At 56.4% G+C, this 18,756-nt stretch carries 23 protein-coding genes; 10 read left to right on the top strand and 13 right to left on the bottom strand.

Annotated features, from left to right (window positions below; all coding sequences use genetic code 11):
• Positions 1 to 40: 40 nt before the first annotated feature.
• Positions 41 to 481 (bottom strand): DUF3995 domain-containing protein, encoded by a 441-nt coding sequence (locus tag AACY18_RS20775; protein ID WP_339433112.1) that lies wholly within the window; start codon positions 479 to 481, stop codon positions 41 to 43.
• A gap of 93 nt (positions 482 to 574) precedes the next feature.
• Between AACY18_RS20775 and AACY18_RS20780 the strand changes: the two genes are divergently transcribed.
• Together AACY18_RS20780 and AACY18_RS20785 are read left to right on the top strand one after the other, a co-directional pair.
• Positions 575 to 961, top strand: coding sequence for a DUF2946 domain-containing protein (locus tag AACY18_RS20780; RefSeq protein WP_339433111.1), 387 nt, complete (start codon positions 575 to 577; stop codon positions 959 to 961).
• A gap of 92 nt (positions 962 to 1,053) precedes the next feature.
• Positions 1,054 to 3,186 (top strand): TonB-dependent receptor, encoded by a 2,133-nt coding sequence (locus tag AACY18_RS20785; protein WP_339465945.1) that lies wholly within the window; start codon positions 1,054 to 1,056, stop codon positions 3,184 to 3,186.
• 88 nt (positions 3,187 to 3,274) lie between these two features.
• Here the strand turns inward: AACY18_RS20785 and AACY18_RS20790 are convergent, their stop codons facing one another.
• The 3 genes from AACY18_RS20790 to AACY18_RS20800 all read right to left on the bottom strand — a co-directional run bounded on the left by AACY18_RS20790 (position 3,275) and on the right by AACY18_RS20800 (position 5,075).
• Complete coding sequence (locus AACY18_RS20790) at positions 3,275 to 4,291, bottom strand: ABC transporter substrate-binding protein (protein WP_221729605.1); 1,017 nt, start codon at positions 4,289 to 4,291, stop codon at positions 3,275 to 3,277.
• Positions 4,292 to 4,425: 134 nt separating this feature from the next.
• Positions 4,426 to 4,617 (bottom strand): hypothetical protein, encoded by a 192-nt coding sequence (locus AACY18_RS20795; RefSeq protein WP_339433176.1) that lies wholly within the window; start codon positions 4,615 to 4,617, stop codon positions 4,426 to 4,428.
• A gap of 8 nt (positions 4,618 to 4,625) precedes the next feature.
• Positions 4,626 to 5,075, bottom strand: a complete 450-nt coding sequence (locus AACY18_RS20800) for a hypothetical protein (protein ID WP_445261500.1) — start codon at positions 5,073 to 5,075, stop codon at positions 4,626 to 4,628.
• Positions 5,076 to 5,559: 484 nt separating this feature from the next.
• On the opposite strand from AACY18_RS20800, the gene AACY18_RS20805 reads away from it, so the two are divergent.
• Positions 5,560 to 5,775: a hypothetical protein gene (locus AACY18_RS20805; protein WP_339433175.1), complete on the top strand. Its 216-nt coding sequence runs from the start codon at positions 5,560 to 5,562 to the stop codon at positions 5,773 to 5,775.
• Between the two features lie 49 nt (positions 5,776 to 5,824).
• On the top strand, positions 5,825 to 6,061 hold the full coding sequence (locus tag AACY18_RS20810; protein ID WP_339433107.1) for a DUF2789 domain-containing protein: 237 nt from the start codon (positions 5,825 to 5,827) through the stop codon (positions 6,059 to 6,061).
• Between the two features lie 6 nt (positions 6,062 to 6,067).
• Here the strand turns inward: AACY18_RS20810 and AACY18_RS20815 are convergent, their stop codons facing one another.
• The 3 genes from AACY18_RS20815 to AACY18_RS20825 all read right to left on the bottom strand — a co-directional run bounded on the left by AACY18_RS20815 (position 6,068) and on the right by AACY18_RS20825 (position 8,611).
• Positions 6,068 to 6,271 (bottom strand): hypothetical protein, encoded by a 204-nt coding sequence (locus AACY18_RS20815; RefSeq protein WP_339433106.1) that lies wholly within the window; start codon positions 6,269 to 6,271, stop codon positions 6,068 to 6,070.
• 113 nt (positions 6,272 to 6,384) lie between these two features.
• Positions 6,385 to 7,989, bottom strand: coding sequence for a methyl-accepting chemotaxis protein (locus tag AACY18_RS20820; protein ID WP_339465946.1), 1,605 nt, complete (start codon positions 7,987 to 7,989; stop codon positions 6,385 to 6,387).
• A gap of 217 nt (positions 7,990 to 8,206) precedes the next feature.
• Positions 8,207 to 8,611 carry a TraR/DksA family transcriptional regulator gene (locus tag AACY18_RS20825; RefSeq protein ID WP_221729599.1) on the bottom strand — a complete coding sequence of 135 codons (405 nt, stop codon included), beginning with the start codon at positions 8,609 to 8,611 and terminating at the stop codon, positions 8,207 to 8,209.
• 505 nt (positions 8,612 to 9,116) lie between these two features.
• On the opposite strand from AACY18_RS20825, the gene AACY18_RS20830 reads away from it, so the two are divergent.
• Together AACY18_RS20830 and AACY18_RS20835 are read left to right on the top strand one after the other, a co-directional pair.
• Positions 9,117 to 9,722, top strand: coding sequence for a glutathione S-transferase (locus tag AACY18_RS20830; protein ID WP_339465947.1), 606 nt, complete (start codon positions 9,117 to 9,119; stop codon positions 9,720 to 9,722).
• Positions 9,723 to 9,724: 2 nt separating this feature from the next.
• Positions 9,725 to 10,831 carry a DNA alkylation repair protein gene (locus AACY18_RS20835; protein ID WP_339465949.1) on the top strand — a complete coding sequence of 369 codons (1,107 nt, stop codon included), beginning with the start codon at positions 9,725 to 9,727 and terminating at the stop codon, positions 10,829 to 10,831.
• 412 nt (positions 10,832 to 11,243) lie between these two features.
• Here AACY18_RS20835 and AACY18_RS20840 read toward each other — a convergent pair whose 3' ends face one another.
• Positions 11,244 to 12,176 carry a LysR family transcriptional regulator gene (locus tag AACY18_RS20840; protein ID WP_339465951.1) on the bottom strand — a complete coding sequence of 311 codons (933 nt, stop codon included), beginning with the start codon at positions 12,174 to 12,176 and terminating at the stop codon, positions 11,244 to 11,246.
• A 190-nt stretch (positions 12,177 to 12,366) separates the two neighbouring features.
• Here AACY18_RS20840 and AACY18_RS20845 point away from each other — a divergent pair, with 190 nt between their 5' ends.
• From AACY18_RS20845 to AACY18_RS20860, 4 genes are all read left to right on the top strand, one after another.
• Positions 12,367 to 13,371 (top strand): TauD/TfdA family dioxygenase, encoded by a 1,005-nt coding sequence (locus AACY18_RS20845; RefSeq protein ID WP_339465952.1) that lies wholly within the window; start codon positions 12,367 to 12,369, stop codon positions 13,369 to 13,371.
• A 3-nt stretch (positions 13,372 to 13,374) separates the two neighbouring features.
• Entirely contained in the window at positions 13,375 to 14,133 is a 759-nt protein-coding gene (locus AACY18_RS20850; protein ID WP_103303395.1) for a sulfite exporter TauE/SafE family protein, read from the top strand.
• Between the two features lie 16 nt (positions 14,134 to 14,149).
• Positions 14,150 to 14,629, top strand: coding sequence for a YbaK/prolyl-tRNA synthetase associated domain-containing protein (locus AACY18_RS20855; RefSeq protein WP_339433099.1), 480 nt, complete (start codon positions 14,150 to 14,152; stop codon positions 14,627 to 14,629).
• Positions 14,630 to 14,869: 240 nt separating this feature from the next.
• Positions 14,870 to 15,739, top strand: a complete 870-nt coding sequence (locus AACY18_RS20860; RefSeq protein WP_339433098.1) for an AraC family transcriptional regulator — start codon at positions 14,870 to 14,872, stop codon at positions 15,737 to 15,739.
• Positions 15,740 to 16,205: 466 nt separating this feature from the next.
• Here AACY18_RS20860 and AACY18_RS20865 read toward each other — a convergent pair whose 3' ends face one another.
• The 5 genes from AACY18_RS20865 to AACY18_RS20885 form a co-directional block, all read right to left on the bottom strand.
• Positions 16,206 to 16,607, bottom strand: coding sequence for a hypothetical protein (locus tag AACY18_RS20865; RefSeq protein ID WP_339465953.1), 402 nt, complete (start codon positions 16,605 to 16,607; stop codon positions 16,206 to 16,208).
• Positions 16,608 to 17,009: 402 nt separating this feature from the next.
• Positions 17,010 to 17,339 (bottom strand): hypothetical protein, encoded by a 330-nt coding sequence (locus tag AACY18_RS20870; protein ID WP_339465955.1) that lies wholly within the window; start codon positions 17,337 to 17,339, stop codon positions 17,010 to 17,012.
• A gap of 38 nt (positions 17,340 to 17,377) precedes the next feature.
• Entirely contained in the window at positions 17,378 to 17,683 is a 306-nt protein-coding gene (locus AACY18_RS20875) for a hypothetical protein (RefSeq protein WP_339433095.1), read from the bottom strand.
• A 232-nt stretch (positions 17,684 to 17,915) separates the two neighbouring features.
• Entirely contained in the window at positions 17,916 to 18,320 is a 405-nt protein-coding gene (locus AACY18_RS20880) for a hypothetical protein (protein ID WP_339465957.1), read from the bottom strand.
• Positions 18,321 to 18,324: 4 nt separating this feature from the next.
• Positions 18,325 to 18,756, bottom strand: a 432-nt coding sequence (locus AACY18_RS20885; protein ID WP_339465958.1) for a transposase, incomplete at its 5' end; no start/stop codon positions are given.

The following is an 18,756-nucleotide window of genomic DNA, read 5'->3' on the forward strand; positions in this document are numbered from 1 at the left end:
GTGTCAGGGCGAACCTCTTCGCGGGCAAGCCCGCTCAGCCTCAAACCCACGCCACCGCCAACAACCCCGCCCCCAATACCAGACACAACGGCGAATACACCCAGGTATCCAGCCGCGCAAATCGCGAGCCCTTCACTTCCTTGAAAAACCCCACCAGATTCGAATCGCCAATGGCTCGGGCGAACATCAACAGCGCAATCGCGCTGATCACCCATTGCAATGCCTTGTGATTCACCGCCGGGAAGCCCCAGCCAACCCGCAGACACACCAGTGCAGCAATCAGCAATAACCCGGCCGCCACCACCAATGTGATCCAGCCCGACGGTTTGAACGCCGGCCGCACCGTCGCGACAAAACCGTCCACCGGAATTTGCGGTACCGCCGCCACCGCCGCCCATTGACCACCCAACGCCCAATACACATGCACCAGGGCGATCACCGCAAAAGTGGCCGCCATCCATTGAGCCAACACAAACGTCATGATTGAAATCCTTGAAAGGGATTTGAACAAATGATCCTAGTCGCATTTTTTTCAAGTGCACGACCGATCGGCGGTACGGTAAAGTGCCGCCCCATGAAATTCTCCAATACCGATCGCTCACTGCTGGCCTGGATGCTTTATTGCTGCGTCCTGTTCAACGTGTTCGCGTGCAGCATCGGTCACGGACAAATGGTCGCAATGCAGCTCAACGGCATTGGCGGCCAGTTCTGTACGGTGGACCCGACGACGCAAGCGCCGCTGGCATCCAATCCCACCGAAGAAAAACTGCCGACCCTGTCCAAAGCTTTCGGTTGCCCGTTGTGCTCCACCGGCGGCATGGGCCCGGCGTTCAACTCCAGCCTGACTCTGGCAGTCCTCCCTGAACAACACAGCCCGCCGCTGGCCCCGATTGTCAGCGCCGACCTCCCTGCCCGCTTCACCTGGCCCTCGGCCAACCCTCGCGCCCCGCCACTCGCCTGAGTGCCCTTGCCTTTTTGATTGTTCAGCCTACTGCGCCAACGCGCGGCGTTTGCCTGTGCGCTGATTCCTAGACAAGTATTCAGGATTCTTTGATGAAACAACTCACTCTGCTGGCGAGCCTGTGCGGCTGCCTGTCCGTTAACGCCTGGGCGCAATCCACCGTGGATCTGGCGCCGATCACCATCGATGGCGAGGCCGGCACCGAACCGGGCCTGAGCCTCGACCAATCCAGCGGCATGGCTTCGCGCCTTGGCTTGAGCGTGCGCGACACGCCCGCCTCGGTGGCCATCGCCAATCGCAACGACATCGAACGCCATGGCGCGCAGAACTTCCAGGACGCCGCCAACACCCTGCCCGGCGTCAACGCCAGCGCACCGCCGGGTTTCGGCGGTTTCATTTCCTATCGCGGCTTCACCAGCAGCCAGATCACCCAGATGTTCAACGGCATCAACGTCTCAGGCGGCCTCGCCCGGCCGGTGGATGCGTGGATTTATGATCGAGTGGAGTTACTCGGCGGCCCGTCTTCATTGGTCAACGGCGCAGGTTCGGTGGGCGGCTCGCTGAACTACGTGACCAAACTGGCGACCCGCGATGAACAAGCGGTTGAAGGCCGGGTCAGCTACGGCAGCTATGACACCAGCGAAACCGCGTTCGGCCTCAACCACGCCCTGACCGACCCGAGCGCCGACGTGCAGCACTATGCGCGGCTGGACGTCAGCCACAACACCAGCAACGGCTACATCGATCGTCAGGAGCGCGACGCGTGGAGCGTGGCGTTCTCGTTGCTTAGCGACCTCACGCCGAATCTGTCGCATACCCTGGCCCTGGAATATCAGGACGAACACGAAGACAGTCCGTACTGGGGCACGCCCGTGCTCAACCCCAAGGCCGGCGAGTTGAAGATCGACAAACACAACCGTTTCAACAATTACAACGTCGCGGACGGTCGTTACGAGCAGCGCACAATCTGGCTGCGATCGATCATCGACTACCGGATCAACGACAGCACTACTTTGCGCAACACGCTGTATCACCTCGACAGCCAGCGCGATTACCGCAATCTTGAAACCTACCAGTACAACGCCGATAACACGGCGGTGAATCGCTCCACGGCGTATCAGGTACGCCACCAGGGTGAGCAGAACGGCAACCAGTTCGAACTGCGCCACGACAGCACACTGTTTGGTCTTGATACGACGTGGTCGAGCGGCTTTGAATACAAGGTCAACCAGACCACCAACTCGCCGCTCAACATCAAAGGCGCGAGCACAGTGGACCCGAACCACTATCGACCGGGGCACTTCTACGACATTCCCGGCACCCACCCTCAATTGATCAGCGACAAGACCAACCAGGTGACCACCAAAGCGCTGTTCGTGGAAAACCGTTTGGCGCTGACCGACAAGCTGTCTTTGCTCACGGGCCTGCGTTATGACGACATCGATCTCGACGTGACCAACCACCGAGCCGTGACCGCCGCCAATCCCAAGCATCTCAAACGCCGTTGGGAGCCGGTCACCGGCCGCGCGGGCCTGACGTATCAATTCATCCCTTCGGCCAACGTTTATGTGCAATACAGCACCGCCGCCGAGCAACCGAACGGCACTCAGGATTTCGACGTCTCGACGGGCAAGCAATGGGAGATTGGCAGCAAGTTCAACTACCTGAACGGCCGTGGTTCGGCCACGGTGGCGGCCTACACAATCGAACGAAAGGACTTCGCCGTCACCGATCCGCTGGACCCGACCAGCAGCATTGCAGTGGGCCAGCAAACGTCGAAAGGGATTGAGATTGCCAGTTCGCTGCAAATCACCGACCGGCTGTTGGCTGAAGGCAACTTTGCCTGGGTCGACGCGCAGTACGATGACTTCACTGAGAAAAACGCCGCTGGCGTGGTGGTATCGCGCAAAGGCAATACACCCACCAATGTCCCTGACCGGGTCGGCAATCTGTGGATGACCTACGATTTTTCATCGCAATGGCAAGGTGGGGTCGATGCGCGATACGTAGCCTCGGTGTTTGCCGATACCGCCAACACCATGACCGTGCCGTCATACACGCTGTTCGGCAGTTTCCTCAGCTACAAGGTTGATTCGCACACGACCGTGACCGGGCGGGTGCGCAATTTGACGAATGAGGTGTATGCCGAGTTTGCGCATGTTTCGCCAGCGTATTACCTGGGTACGCCGCGTACCTTTGAATTGGCGGTGCAGACTCGATTCTAAAAGCTTCGCGAGCCAGTCCACTCCCACCGTTGAATGCATTCCACTGTGGGAGTGGACTGGCTCGCGTTGAGGCCAGCAGGCTCAACCCTTATTTCAGATCAGCCGAGACCTTATCCGCTACATCCTTCGGCAACCAGGCCTGCCACACATCCGGATGCGCCTTCATAAACGCTTCCGCTGCCTGACGCGGCGCGGTGTGGTTCTCGCTCATTTGCGCTAATGCCTTGTTCAACGGCCCAATCGGAAAATCCACTTTGCTGAAGAACTCGGCGATCTGCGGATACTGTTTCTGAAATGGCGTAGACACGCCAATCGACAGCTTCGACGCCAGTGAGCGGGTCGGTTTCGGATTGGGATTATCGGCATCGGTCAACGTCTTCCACGCCTCGGCATCGAACGGCGGCTCTTGCAGTTGTACCAGTTTGAATTTGCCCAGCAACGGCGTCGGCGACCAGTAATAAAACAAAACCGGTTTACCGCGACGAATCGAGGAGCTGATCTCAGCATCCAGCGCCGCCCCCGAGCCACTGCGGAAATTGGTGTAGTCATCCTGCAAGCCGTAAGCCGTCAGCTTCTGTTTGTTGACCACCTCAGACGTCCAGCCGATCGGGCTGTTAAGGAAACGCCCCTTGCTCGGGCTTTCCGGGTCCTTGAACACGTCTTTGTATTTGGCCAGATCATTGACACTGCGCAAGTCCGGCGCCAGCGGCTTGATGCCCTTGGCCGGATCACCCTTGATCACGTACTCAGGCACCCACCAGCCTTCGGTCGCCCCCTTGACCGTATCGCCCAGGCTCACGACTTTACCTTCGGCCTCAGCCTTGACCCACACTGGACTGCGCCCCGCCCACTCTTCGCCAATCACTTGAATGTCATTGTTGGCCAGCGCGGTTTCCAGGGTGATGGTGGTACCCGGCAAAGTGTCAGTCGGCAGTCCGTACCCCTTCTCGACGATGATGCGCAGAACATCCGTGATCAGGCTGCCGCTTTCCCAGTTCAGGTCGGCAAAATGGATCGGCGCGGGTGCCGCCATCACCGACTGCGCTGACGTCAGCAAACCGAATGTGGCCACGCTGGCAGCCAATAACCGTCGAAATCCGTTCATGCATTGCACCTCGTGCTGTTCACAGCAATGGCGGAATGGCCTGACAGAAGACCGCAAGCCTCTGAATACTCAGTCAACTGACTTTAGCCGAGGTTCCTGCTTTTTCAGGGCCAAGCCCCGAACGATGTCAGGTTTCAGACATTTCCCTGCAAACTTTGCAGCTCGCGTCTGACCATGCTCGCGTATTCCGCCGGGCGCAACGTGTAAATCTGCGACGCCACCCAACCCAGCCACGCACCTTGCAACTCGGCCTTGGCAGCAAACAAACGCCGGGCCTCTTCGCGTGCGCTTTCGAGGTTCTGCGCGTGGAAGTCGGCGCGGCTCAATCCACCGATCACTCGCTGGCCTTGAACGTCACCAGTTCGCCCTTGCGCCACTTCGCGGCTTTGGCAGTAACGGCTTTCAGAGTCTTGGTCAGGCCTTCCTGCAATTGCTCATTGGCGGCGAACACGGTCACCACGCTGTGACCTTCCTTGAACAGGATCGCGTGGCCATCGGCAGTGTCGACGAAGGCGTAATCGCCAAGCCCATAGACCGTCAGTTTGATTTCGCGAAAGCGGATATCCATCTTGCCGCCTTCGCGGCTGGGCAGGACCGATGCGCTGAAATGATCGCCGACCTTGAGCTTGAGCCCCGGTTTGTCATCGACCACCAACGCACTGTCGGTGTCGATTTCGGCAACGTAAATGCCTTCGGCATTTTGCTCGGTGATGTAAACAAAACGCGACTGAAACAGCTTGACCAGCTTCGCACGCAAATCACCCAACACGAACAAAGCATGCATATCGAGATTACTGACTGCCAAAGAAACATCCCCAGATCTGAAAAAACCGCACACGGAAAACGCGCACGGCGAAAAAACGGCCAGGCCGATGGAACCGCCAAATGACTCTAATAAAAGCTCGAACAGAGCAGACCGCTCATCCAACGCGAGGTTTCGTAAGACTACTGGATTGTCACTCGCGAAACTCACCCCGATGTCGCCAAAGCTTGAAGGAATAATCCTTACCGTCGGCCAGAGAACGCCGACTACAAACTTTAGGGAAAATTCTCACGAAAAAAAGCAGTTTTCCGACATATCGCTCGCGAAAAATTGCTTTAGATAAGCCCCATCGTCAACAGGTACTGGCGATTCTAGAGCAGCGATGCTCATTACGACTACCCGAAACGGCCTGTAAATATCGGCCAACTGATGAAAAGGACTTCACATGTGCACTCTGACTCACTTCGCCATGCCCGCTGACGCCCGACTCAAATCAACTCTGATCATGCATGTCGCCGCGATGAACGATCTGCCGGAACACGCACAAAACGATCATGCTCCGCGCTTTCAAGTGGTGCCGGCGGGCAACGCCTTTTTCCACATCAAGGAAAAATCCACCGGACGCGTAAGAGGTTTCCGCGAAGATCACAATGAAGCCTGCGCCCTCGCCCGCTCGCTCGAAATCCAAATCGAACTCCTGGACAACGACTGCCTCAGATAAAGGAAGTGATCGACTGCGCCATCCCGGCGCCAATCAGAAGGAGTACACGATGGACTTGCCGACCTATGATCTGAAAACCCTGTTCGATCAACTGGGACTGCCCTCAGAAGGCACAGCAATCGACGATTTCATCGAAGCCCATCCACTGGACGCCGAAACCAAGCTGATCGACGCCGATTTCTGGACGCCATCACAAGCACAACTGCTCAAGGAATGGCTGCGCAACGACGGCGAAGAAGCCGTTGTGGTCGACGAGCTCAACGTACGTTTGCACGACGGCAACTAACCCTGATCAATGCAGGCTGTCGCCAGGCTCGGCCTTTAACTGCGCGAGCCACGCAGCCCTGCACTCCTCGGCCTCATCGCGGCTGGCAAACGCGGTGCCGCGTCGCTCACCGTCAAGCAACACCACCCAGCAAACGCTTTGACCCATCGCACGCAACGCGGCGGGCACGCCACTGCCGATCATCACGGCGACATCAATTCTGCAGGGCATGCAGACCTCCCGACTTCATTAGCAACCTAACCAAGTCGGCATGTTAATGATTTCACTGCGCAGGAAACAGCGACGCCCGTGCACAGATTCATTGCATCAATCGCAACAATCAATCAGCGCGGACTTTCCGGCTTATAGCCCAAACGCAAACCGCCCCAATGCCGCCCCTTGATCATGATCGGCACCGACAAGTCGTGCATCAGCTCGCCAGTGTCCCGCGTATAGGTTTGCAGCAACACCGGTTGCTGATGGCTGCCGCAGCGTATCCCGGTGCGGTCGGCAAACTTGCGTTTGGTGCGATTATTCACCGCATCAACCTGTGCATCCCCGGTCAACGGCTGACTGAACGCCTGATTGTGTGTCGGCACATAACCCTGCTGCGTGCAGGCGATGGCAAACACCAGCCCTTCATGACGCGGCAGTAATGGCTCCTGAATCGCCGGCAGCACCTGATCGGTATAACGGTCGAATCGGGTCTGATACTTGGCCGGTTGAGTATTCGCAATCGCCTGATACTGACGGTCGAAAAGATCCTCAAGACTGATCAGCCCCTGCTCGACGTCCGCCTCGAACCGCGCCGCAATCTGGCTCGCCCCTTCACGCGCCAGGTCATAAATACGCTGGTGATAATCATCCAGGCCGACTTCGGCCAGACGCTCGCTGATGGTTTCCGCCTGCCCTTCCATCTGCACTGCCGCTTCGGCGAGGTGACGGGTCTGTTGATCGCTGATCGCCAGATCGCTGCGCATCTGCTCAATGGCCTTGAACAGGCTGTCGAGTTGTTCGCGATTGGTCTCTGCGCCGCGTGCGATCTCACCGACCTGACTTTCCACTCCCGCCGCCAAGCGCGCGATATTTTCCAGATGCTGGCCGGTGTGCTCGACCTGTTCGACGCCCGTGTGCAGATCACTCGACAGTTCGCGGATCTGCTCCACCACCTGAGCGGTACGTTGCTGAATGTCCGCGACCATCTCACCGACTTCGCCCGTCGCCGACGCCGTGCGCGCCGCCAGCCCACGCACCTCATCCGCCACGACCGCGAAACCGCGACCATGCTCGCCGGCTCGCGCCGCTTCAATTGCTGCGTTCAACGCCAACAGATTGGTCTGGCTGGCAATCGACTGAATCACCAACGTCACTCGCTGAATATCATCGCTGCGCAGGCTCAAGGCCTCGATCAATTCACGGCTGGCGTTGGCGCGCTGACTGAGCTGATGCATGCGCGAAATCGAGTCGACCAATTCGGTTCGCCCCGCCGCACTGCTGTGATGCGCCTCGCTGGCCGCCGCCAGCGCTTCGCGGCTGAGCTGCGAAGTGGCGTGCTCGGTGGCGATCATCACCTCAGCATTACTGACAATCCGCGCCGCTGCATCGAGTTGCGATTCCAGTTTGCTCGCCAACGCCTTGACCGAAAACGCGACGCCGGCTGCCGACAAGGCGTTATGGCTGGTGGTGTAGGAAAGATCGCGGGTCAGTTCGGAAATGGCGCTGCCGGTGTCGGCAGGCAGTGCAGCGGGAACGGCTCGGGCGCGCAGGCGCGGCAGCCAGACAATCAGTACCGCCAGCGGCATGCCGACGTACAGCGATCCTCCACCCAAGGTCATACCGGCGAGCAACAACATCAGGGCGATGCTTTGCAAGGTCGGTGCGATCCAGCGGTTCTTCGGCAAAAGCACTGGTGCAGGCAAAGCCCCAACCAGAGATCCATCTCTCGTCATATCAACACCCCACACTTGTTCTCATTATTGTGACTGCATTAAACGCCACTACAACGCCATTATCTATGGTCCGTTAGTCGTGGGGTCTGCAGCAGGTCAATGGAACGGCAGGGAAATATGGCGGACGATAAAAAGCGTCGCGGGCAAGCCCGCTCCCACAGGTTCAATGCAAAACCTTGTGGGAGCGGGCTTGCCCGCGATGGCAGTGCCTGGGAAATCAGGCCTGACGCTGGTGCTTGTCGATCTGCTCGTGACGTTCTTGAGCTTCGATGCAGTATTTGGTGGTCGGACTGATCAGCAGGCGTTTCAGACCGATGGCCTCGCCGCTGTCGTCGCACCAGCCAAAGCTGTCTTCCTTGATACGCTCAAGGGCTTGTTCCAGTTGAGGCAGCATGCGCTGGTCGCGATCGATTGCGTTTACCAGCCAAGTGCGCTCTTCTTCAACCGAAGCCGCGTCCGCCGGGTCGGCCGGGGTGTCCAGGCTTTCGATAGCGATACGGTTTTGCTCAATGCGCTCATGGGTTTCGACTTTCATGTTCTGCAACAGCTCACTGAAGAAAGCGTGTTGCTCTTCATTCATGTAGTCATCTGCCGGCATGGCCAGCAACTTGTCCTTTGTCATTGATATCTCTATAAAAAAACGTGCATTAAGGCGAATTAGGGAGCGTTCCGGCGAACCGTGTCCGGTCGACGAAAAGGCATCGTTTATTGCAAACGCCACCCGGCACTCAATTTACGAGGGGCGGCAGTCTAAGGCCCGATTGAGGCCTCAGCAACTGTAAATACAGGGAATTTGTCCGACAACGCCCGGAATCTGCACTCACACAAGCTTCACAACGGTCATCGGAGTGCGTTTATAGCAAGAAATTCAGTCGAGCGGCTGTATATAGAAGACAAACGGCTATCGACGACCTGCGACCAAAGGCTATCGGCAGGCCAGCGCTTTTATTCAGAGCGACCTTGAGACCGCGCAAAGCCAGCATTCGCAAGGGTTTGCCGACCGCCACCGTTGCGCCGCAATTGAATGTCGACTGAATTCACGAACAAGCCGTTTTCGACACCTGACATTTCCCTCAGGCTCAGCTAGGTTATGCCTACCTCACCGGTTCGACTTGAAGGAACGCGTCATGAAATTGATCGGTATGCTCGACTCCCCCTACGTGCGCCGCGTGGCGATCAGCGCCAAACGCCTGGGGATCGACCTCGAACACGAGTCAGTCTCGGTGTTCCGCCACTTCGAGCAATTCCAGCAGATCAACCCGGTGGTCAAGGCCCCCACCCTGATCCTCGACGACGGCGTCGTCCTCATGGACTCGACCCTCATCCTCGACTACCTCGAAACCGCCGCCGGCAAAAGCCTGCTGCCCTCCGACCTCAAGCAACGCGCCCACGCCCTGCGCCTGATCGGCCTCAGCCTCGCCGCCTGCGAAAAAGCCGTGCAACTCTATTACGAACGCAACCTGCGCCCAGCCGACATCCAGTACCAACCATGGGTCGAACGCGTCGAAGGCCAACTCGCCGCTGCCTTCACTGCCCTGGAACACGAACTCGAAAAACACGGCCTGCCCACCGACGGCACCCTCAGCCAGGCCGGCATCAGCCTCGCCGTCGCCTGGAGTTTCACTGATCTTGTCGTGCCGGACCAGATTGATGTTGCGCGCTATCGCCATATCGCCCAATACACCGCCTACGCTGAAACGCTTGAAGCGTTCGTCAGCTCGCCGATGAACTGATCATGAGTGCAACTGAAAATGCTGCGCCGGCCCTCAAGGAAATCTTCAACGCCGAACGTTTGAAACACATTGCCACCGAAATGAGCGCCGTGTACCCGGCATTCAAAACCAAAGCTTTTCTCAAGCACGCCAACGACGGCCTCGCCGACCTCTCAGTCATGCAACGCATGGCCCGCGTCAGCGAAAGCCTGCACGCCGTGCTGCCACTGGACTACGAAGATTCCCTCCAGGTCCTGCGCGAACTCGCCCCACGGCTGAACAGCGGATTCGTCAGCATGTGCCTGCCGCACTACGTCGCCACCTACGGCGCTCACGCATTCGATACCTCCATGCAAGCCCTGAAATACTTCACCACCTTCGGCTCCTCCGAATTCGCCATCCGCCACTTTCTGCGCAGCGACCTGGAGCGCACGCTGGAACTGATGCACGACTGGACCCAGAGCGAAAACCACCACGTCCGCCGCCTCGCCAGCGAAGGCAGCCGCCCGCGCCTGCCATGGTCGTTCAGGCTGGAAACGGTGCAGGCTGATCCGCAATTGGCCGCCGGGATACTGGACCGGTTGAAGGCGGATGAGAGCTTGTACGTGCGCAAATCCGTGGCGAATCACTTGAATGACGTGACCAAGGAACATCCAGAGTGGGTGCTGGATGTGATTGAAGGGTGGTCACTGGCAAACAAACACACGGCGTGGATTGCCAAGCATGCGTTGCGCAGCTTGATCAAGCAGGGGAATTTGCGGGCGCTGACAGTGATTGGTGCGGGTGCGAAGCCTGAGGTTGAGTTGCTGGATGTGAAGATCGAGCCGGCAGTAGTGCGGCTGGGGGAAGCGATTACGTTGTCGTTTACGGTGAAGTCCACGGTGCTGGAAGAGCAGCGGTTGGTGATTGATTATGCGATTGACTATGTGAAGGCGAATGGCGGGGTTTCGGCTAAGGTTTTTAAGTTGAAGACGTTGGTATTGGCGGGGTTTGAGAGTGTGGTTGTGGGGCGCAGACAGGTGATGAAGGATTTTACGACGCGCAAGCATTTCGCTGGGGTACATGCGGTTCGGGTGATGGTTAATGGGGAGGTGTTGGCAACTACCGCGTTCAACATCATCGCGGGATGACGCCTCAAAAGGATTCAGTGGATCTGACAAAGGTTGAACAGATTTGAAATGACGGGCAGATATCGACCATGCGCTCATGATGTGGTCCGGCAAACATCAAAAATCCAGTGTGCTCGCGATGAGGCCAGCGCTTCCATTGATGTTGGCTGACACGACGCCATCGCGAGCCGGCTCGCACCCCGCAGGGGGCCTGGGTGTTTGGACAATTGCGCGCCGTCAGGGGCTGCACTGACATGGGCGCGGCGTCTTCCTGCGTTTCACCCATTGCTGGCGTCGATAGTCACCACCGCGCCAATGAAGCCCTAATACAAAATCCTCGGCGCAGCATCTTGTCGATGCTCGTCTGCGTTAGCCCTGGGTGGGTTTCTGATCAACGGCAGAGTGAGCGGACAGGGCTGAACGACCCGTAACCTCATATCAGCGCTGCGCCGCGTTTACATTCGAGGCTTTCACCTAAGCCACGGATCATCTCCATCAATGCCTTCACCCGCAGCGGCAAATTTCCGGGCGGGTACACCGCGTGCATCTGTGGGCTCTCACCGCTGCTGGAGGTGAGCTTGTACTCGGGACAAACCCGCAGCAGGCGCCCCGCTTCCACTTCGGGCTCCGCCATCCAATCCGCCAGGCGGGCGATCCCGACGCCCGCCAGGGCTGCCTGGAATACCGCCAGACCGGAGCTGAAACGAAATTTGGGATGAACCCGAAAGCTGATGGCCTGCTCCTCACTGCGAAAATTCCACTCCTTGAGAATCCGTGGCGCCGTGTGCAGGATCAGCGAATGCGATTCCAGTGCCTCGATGGAGTCGGGCATGCCGTTGCGCTCCAGGTAGTAGGGGCTGGCATACAGATAACGTGAGTAACGCCAGAGCGCAAAGCCGATCAATTCGCTGGATTGTGGAAACGCGCCGCGAATCGAGAAGTCCAGCTTGCTCTTGCCCGGGTCGATGATCTCATCGGTGAAAATCACATCGATGTTTACGTCTGGATAACGCTCACAGTATTGCGCGATCAACCGGGGCAATACCCCGTTTCCGAGCAACTCGGGGGCGGAAAAACGGATCCAGCCGGAGGCCAGGCCGCTGAGACCGGCCAGGTCTTCATCCACCTCACGTTGCAGATCGAGCATTTTGTACGCGTGGGGCAATAAGCATTCACCCGCTTCGGTCAAGCTCACGGCATTGGACGAGCGATTGAACAACTTGAGCCCCACACTTTCCTCCAGGGCCTGAACGGCACGGGTCAGTGCGCTGGGGGAACGTCCCAGGGTCCGTGCCGCGGCGACGAAGCTGCGCTTGCGAGCCACGGTCGCGAAGGCTTCAAGTTCCCCCAACATATTCAATGCCACTCTCCACCTCATTGCATTTTTCACAACGCGGCATTGCAACACAAAAAAGGCCCTTCCGTTAACCTTCCCGTTCAACTTACAAGGATGGGGCAAACAGGAGCGCAAGGACGTGTCGAAGCTGGATAAAGAAATCGGGAAAGCTGCAGCTTGTGTTGATGAAGTCATTCATGAATGGCTGGAAAAAAAATCAGTGACTTCGATTCGACGCGAGATACCGCAAATTCATCTGTCGCTCGAAGAACAACGCACACTTCAGACCGGTCTGGCATCGCTGGACGTGACCGATAGCGCCTCGGGTATCCGTCACATGCCGGTCCTGGGGCAGTTGCTGGAAAGAGTCTTGTGCACCGAGAAAATCCAGCAGCTACGCAATTTTCCACAGGCCCGAGACGTGGCGATGATCCTCAGGGGGCTGCCGCTGGACCCGCAACTGCCCGCCACGCCCTACGATCTGGAGCCGGGTATCGAGAACGTGTCGACTCTGGCCTCGGCTATTTTGTCCGTGCTGCAAATTCTGCAAACCCGTCCGCTGGCGTACGAGGGTGAAAGCCACGACACCGTGTTCCGTCACGTTTCGCCCAAGCAAAAGCGAGAGACCGAAAAGAGCTCCTATGGCTCGCGCGCGGATCTGGGCATGCATGTCGACAACCCACACCTGCCTTTGACCTGCGAACCCGTCTCGCAGTTGTCGGCCTGTCCGGAGTACCTGTCCCTGACCGGCCTGCGCTGCGAGCTCGACGTGCCGACGCGCATCGTCGCCATTGACGAGGTGCTGGCCATTCTGCCGACCTGGGTCGAAGAAGAATTGTCACGGCAGAAATTCACCGTTCGCCGGCCGGCTTCTTTCGGCAAACAGGGGAATGTGCTGGAAAACGTCCCCTTGCTGTACAGAAGCGCAACCGATGGCCTGTATTGCCGCTACAACAAAGCGAGTGTCGAAACGACCTGCGCCAATGCAAAGTTTGCCCTCCAACTGTTCGCCGCCGCCGCCAATCATCCCGATGTCGTGCACCACATACTGCTGCAACCAGGCGACATGCTGATCTTCAAGAACCAGCAAACCCTGCATGCCCGGGATGGTTTCACCCCCCGCTACGACGGCCGTGATCGCTGGATGTTGCGAGTCTTCGGGGTCAATGATCCGGCACGCGTGGTGTCGCTGAACCCTCATCAACCCTACATAGTAAGAGCCTGATTCATGGTCGATATTGTCATCCTTTGCGTGTTCGCCTTCGCCGCCGGTCTGATCGATGCGGCGGTGGGCGGCGGCGGACTGATCCAGATTCCCGCGCTATTCAACGTGCTACCCACCGCTCAACCGGCGGCGCTGCTGGGTACCAATAAGGTCGCGGCCGCCTGCGGCACCGCATTCGCGGCCCGGTCCTTCGTGCGCAAGGTGGTAATCGACTGGGGCCTTGTGATCCCCGCCGCCTGCGCGGCTTTTGTCATGGCCTTCTTCGGAGCCGCCACGGTGTCGTTCGTACCCCAGTCGATGATCCGGCCGGCGGTGCTGGTGTTGATCGTACTGATGGCGATCTACACCTTCTGGAAAAAAGATTTCGGCGCCCTGCACAAACCCATGCGCATCGGTACCAAGGAAAAACTGCTGGCGATCGTCATCGGCGGCGCCATCGGTTTCTACGATGGTCTGTTCGGTCCCGGCACTGGCAGCTTCCTGATCTTCCTGTTTATCCGCTGCTTCGCCTTCGACTTTCTCCATGCCTCGGCATCAGCCAAGCTGGTGAACATCGCGACCAACGTAGCGGCACTGATGTTCTTCATTCCGACGGGTAACGTGCTCTACCTGATCGCAATCCCCATGGCGGCATTCAACATCCTGGGCGCACTCACCGGCACCTGGTTGGCGGTTCATAAAGGCGTGCCCTTTGTCCGGGCTCTCTTCTTGGTGTTGCTGGTGATTCTGATCAGCAAACTGTCCTACGACCTGTTCCTGTAAACCAGAGGAAAACCGCATGCACCCCATGTTCGATCGCCTCGTGGCACTGCTCGATGCCCGCTCAGCCTCCTACCGGGTGTTGATACACGATGCCGAGGGCCAGTCGGCGCGCGTCGCCGAAATCCGTGGCACCGAGCCCGGCCAAGGCGCGAAGGCCATGCTTTGCTCCCTCAAGGGGCAGGCCGGCCCCTATGCACTGGTGATCCTGCCGGGCGACCAGAAGCTGGACATGAAGAAAGTCGGAGCGGCCCTGGGCGGCAAAAAAGCCGAGTTAGTGAAGGCCGAAACGGCCATGGAACTGACCGGGTGTCGGATCGGCGCCATCCCGCCTTTTGTCTTCGATGAGCGAATTCAATTGATCGTCGATCCAGCCTTGACTAAAGGCTACGCTGAAATAGCCTTCAACGCGGGGCGGCTGGATGCGTCGATGGTGCTCGATACGCAGGATTATCTGGCGATTGCCATGCCTCGATTGCTGGATATCAGCCAGGCCTGAGCAAACGTTTTTCACATGTGCCACAAAAAAAGGGGACGGATTTATTTTCATATTGCTTAAAAAATAGACCTAAAAAAATCACTTACGCGCGCTCAATGGGAGACGTTGCGGGGGTGAAAGGGGCGCTCACTCATCCAGGGATGTTCCAACCCAAAACCCGCGTTGAGCAAACCCGGCTAGGCATGCTCCCGTCGTTATGGTCGACTCTATTGCCGACCGTACTTCCAGGAGCTTGTCCCAGTGCCCGACACGCCGATCAACGTCGCTTACACAAAGCGCTTCAACGCCGTACTCGCCTACATTGATGAGAATCTCGAAGGTGATCTGTCGGTGAAGACGTTGAGCCATGTGGCGAATTTTTCGACGTTTCACTTCCATCGCCAATTCACCGCGTTCGTCGGCGTGCCGGTTTCACGTTATGTGCAACTGATGCGGCTACGACGCGCCGCCCATCGCTTGGCCGCCGTAGCGGATCACTCGGTACTGGAGGCGGCACTCGGTGCCGGTTTCGACAGTCCCGAGGCATTTTGCAGGGCGTTCAAGCGAGCGGTCGGCATGACGCCGAGTGCGTTCAGGAAGGCTCCGAACTGGCAGGTCTGGCATGCGGTGTTCGCCATCCCTCACTTTTCCAGGACGATCATCATGCAAGTAAGAATCGTGGAATTCCCCAACGTCCGGGTCGCAGCGCTTGAACATTGCGGCTCCCCCGGGCTCGTCAATGAGAGCGTGAGCAGGTTCATCGAGTGGCGCATGCAGAGCGGGCAGTCGCCGGTGGCATCGAGTCGCAGCTTTGGCATTCCCTACGGCAACCCAGACACCACGCCAGCAGAAGCATTCCGCTTCGCCATTTGCGGCGAGATTCACGAGGCGGTGAAACCGAACGCGTTCGGCGTGCGCGAGCGGGTCATCGCTGGTGGTCGCTGCGTCGTAGTGCGGCACGTGGGGTCGCCGGACCACATCGGCGAATCGATCTATCCGATCTACCGCGATTGGCTGCCTGCCAGTGGCGAAGAACTGCGTGATCAACCACTGTTCTTCCATTACCTGAGCGTGTATCCGCAAACACCGCAAGATCAATGGCAAACGGACATATATGTTCCGTTGCAGTAAAGAGGCGAGCTGCTTTTTGATCTTGGCTGAGGGTGTCCACTCAGGAGCATAGCTCTTTGTGACGGGCGGCAATCGGCCAAAAGTAGACCGTCAGCGATTCCATTGATGAGCCTAGATCCGGCGTTGATTGGCACTAGCATGGGGACTGTCACTTGATTTCGTCCCCACAATTTCGGCGGCTACGTCAAATAGCAAAAGACTCCTAGTCACAGAAGTTTGGTCTGATCCCCTGCGCGAGCGCACATCTACAGTCTCAAGATGTAGATGCGTCGAACCGTCTAGCTTCAATGCTTGGAATGTCTTGTGAAGCCTTTCTACACCCCCTTGGCTCGGAGTTTGCTGCTAGGACTGCCAGAATGTCAGGCAAACTCCATATTCATCGAGAAGATCATCAGCAACTTCAAACTGAAACACCTTCTCTGGAAAGTATTCTGATAATGCGCGCGCCCAATATCTGACTATCTGCTCAGCAAATAAATGACAAAGACGATAATCCTTCTCCCGACAAACCAACTTTCAATATAGGGCGACTCGATGTATCTTCCCACTTTGTAAAAAATTGACTTATAGGGAAAATATTTCTATATCGTTCAATATCTCTACGCGACACACTTTTTTCACACACGCCAGCTCTAGTTTCGACCAGTCCCATTAAAGAAAAATTTTGCGGATCGTATTGCTGAGCGTTAGGCAGCCAGAAAACGTGGCCGTCAGACTCAATAAAATCAGGAGAAAGCAAACCTAGAACCGCAACTGCTTGTTCTAATGACACCGAGCTTCCCACATATGAAAAAAACTCTCCGGAGCCAATATCTGAAACAAACAGATTCAATGATTCTTTAGAAATATTACCTTGATAACTTTTCATCAATTCAACCCTAACCTATCAGCGCAGACTGAGGAACATTTCCCTCGAAAGCTTTTGAGTAACTTCCCATCTTGGCAAATATTTTCCGCTCGGTGCTTGGTTCCATTCGACCACTTTAATCTTAGCGCTATACACATTCCAGCGACTCTTCTAAGCCCCTGCCCGCAATTCACATCCCTTTCTGAAGCGACTAGACAGCATAATAGACACGTTTGACGGTTAGAACAGAATTGCAGGGAGTACGATCAAGTTGCCTTCACGACTGGCCGCTTTGGGTCGATTCTGTTGAAAAATTCCGTTTGCCCAAAGCACAGACTTCAATCTCAGGCACGAACTTTTCTGCCGTGAAAACTGAAGCCGACTTTTTCAACAGAATCGGTCGATAACAGCCAGACATAGGATTCAGCCCCATAATTTTTTCCGGCCGACAAGCCTGCGTGCTCTATGACGGCGAGACTGAGACAACGTTTTGTCCTCGGCGCAATGAGCCAAGAGCGCGGTCAGCGGAATGTCTATAGGAATGCCATCCTCCAGCCATTTAAGCGCCAGTCCCGACCAATATTCGGATTGCGACATCAAAGCTGTGATCACCAGCGGCTGCAACGCTATGTCGGCAGGTAGCTTATATTTTTTGCTAAGGGCTCTTACCGCACAAGGCAAATCGAGTGCAGCTGTTTCGAAAGGTTTCTCAAGCAGCGGCAATAGCCAGACATAGCTGAATTCTTCGTTCATCTTCTCCCCCTAGGCTGCTATCGACGCCAAGGCGTTCATCAAATTGAGGTAACGAAGCGGGTTTCGAGGCCAACGCTGACTGGCGGTAGCGCATTAATCAATACGACGGCATCGTCGCCCTGGTTAAGGTAGATTAATGAGTCACCGGTCTCGAACGTAACTCTGAATCCAGCCAGCCAAGGTTCTTGCCCGTTGAAAGAGTCAAGAATTCCCTCAACTGCACAAATTTTTGTGTTCTCGAGGTGGGTTGTTGATAAACCTACAAGTAGGTTCTCCCTCTTCCAGGAGCAGGTTACGTTTGGCTCTATCTTGAAGGACACCGGGGGGAAGAGAAAAACAAACACTCACCCCTCCACATAGCCTTTTACTTTATAAAAGTTCTTGTAGATCCAACGCACTGACAGAAGAACTGATAGAGGCAGCCCGAGCCACTTGAATACCACGTTGAAATCCGGTTCAAAAAACAGATACAAAACTGCCATAAGCAAAAAAACCACAACCAACGATACCAGAAGAAACGCGGACCAAACAAATCCGATCACGCTAAAGAAAATAATCCCCCTTAGAATAATATTTTTATTTCGCACCGCTAGCCTCCTTATAAAAGTCAAACACTTTTCCGCCCACTCCACCTATGTACACACCCAGTGCCGAGCCATAAGGCAAACCGATACCTGTGAGCGGTATAAATTTATTATTGTCGAACTGCCTCACCGTTACACCGAATAAAGATGTCGACTTCAGGCCATCTGACGCTACGACTTTCAACGGAACCTTTACAAACCCTGCTCCTGCAGAGAACACTAAATCAGCTCCACTATACACGGCAGGCCCGTATCCTCCCGGAATTTGATAAAACGCATCCTTGACCGGGTTATAACTAGACGGTTCATCACCCCAGAAATGATTGTATAAGCCTGACCCATCTTCAAAAGTGTTACCCGCACCAAAAACCGCCATCGGACCCTGAGGGATCCCCACAAATCTACTCCAGGCTCTGCGCCTGATGATGCACCTCATCGCGCAGAGCTTTCTCCAATTTTTCCCAGTCTCCGCTGCCTCCGAACTCTATGCATCTACGCCAGTATTCCAGGCCAAGCCGCCACAATGAAAGCACTCGTCGTTCTCTGAGACTGTTGCTTTGATATCGCCGCTCCAAGTTACTTTGGCGAGCCTGAAGCCCCGTTAAAAAGAGCAGGTAATTGGCGAGAGCGGCAATCAACAGCAGTATTTCAATACGATGCAGGCAATGGCTGCGATGTAGATTCAGACCCAATCCCAAGTGCTCACTTTTCACATCTCTGAAACCTTCCTCAATTTGCATGCGTCGTTTGTAAACCGCCACGATCTTTGCCGGATTCCACTCGCTCTGAACTAAATTGCTGGCCAGCAACCATGGTTCACGCTCACGTCTTGC

It is taken from the genome of Pseudomonas sp. EA_65y_Pfl2_P74 (assembly GCF_963970575.1).
Taxonomy (GTDB): domain Bacteria; phylum Pseudomonadota; class Gammaproteobacteria; order Pseudomonadales; family Pseudomonadaceae; genus Aquipseudomonas; species Aquipseudomonas baetica_A.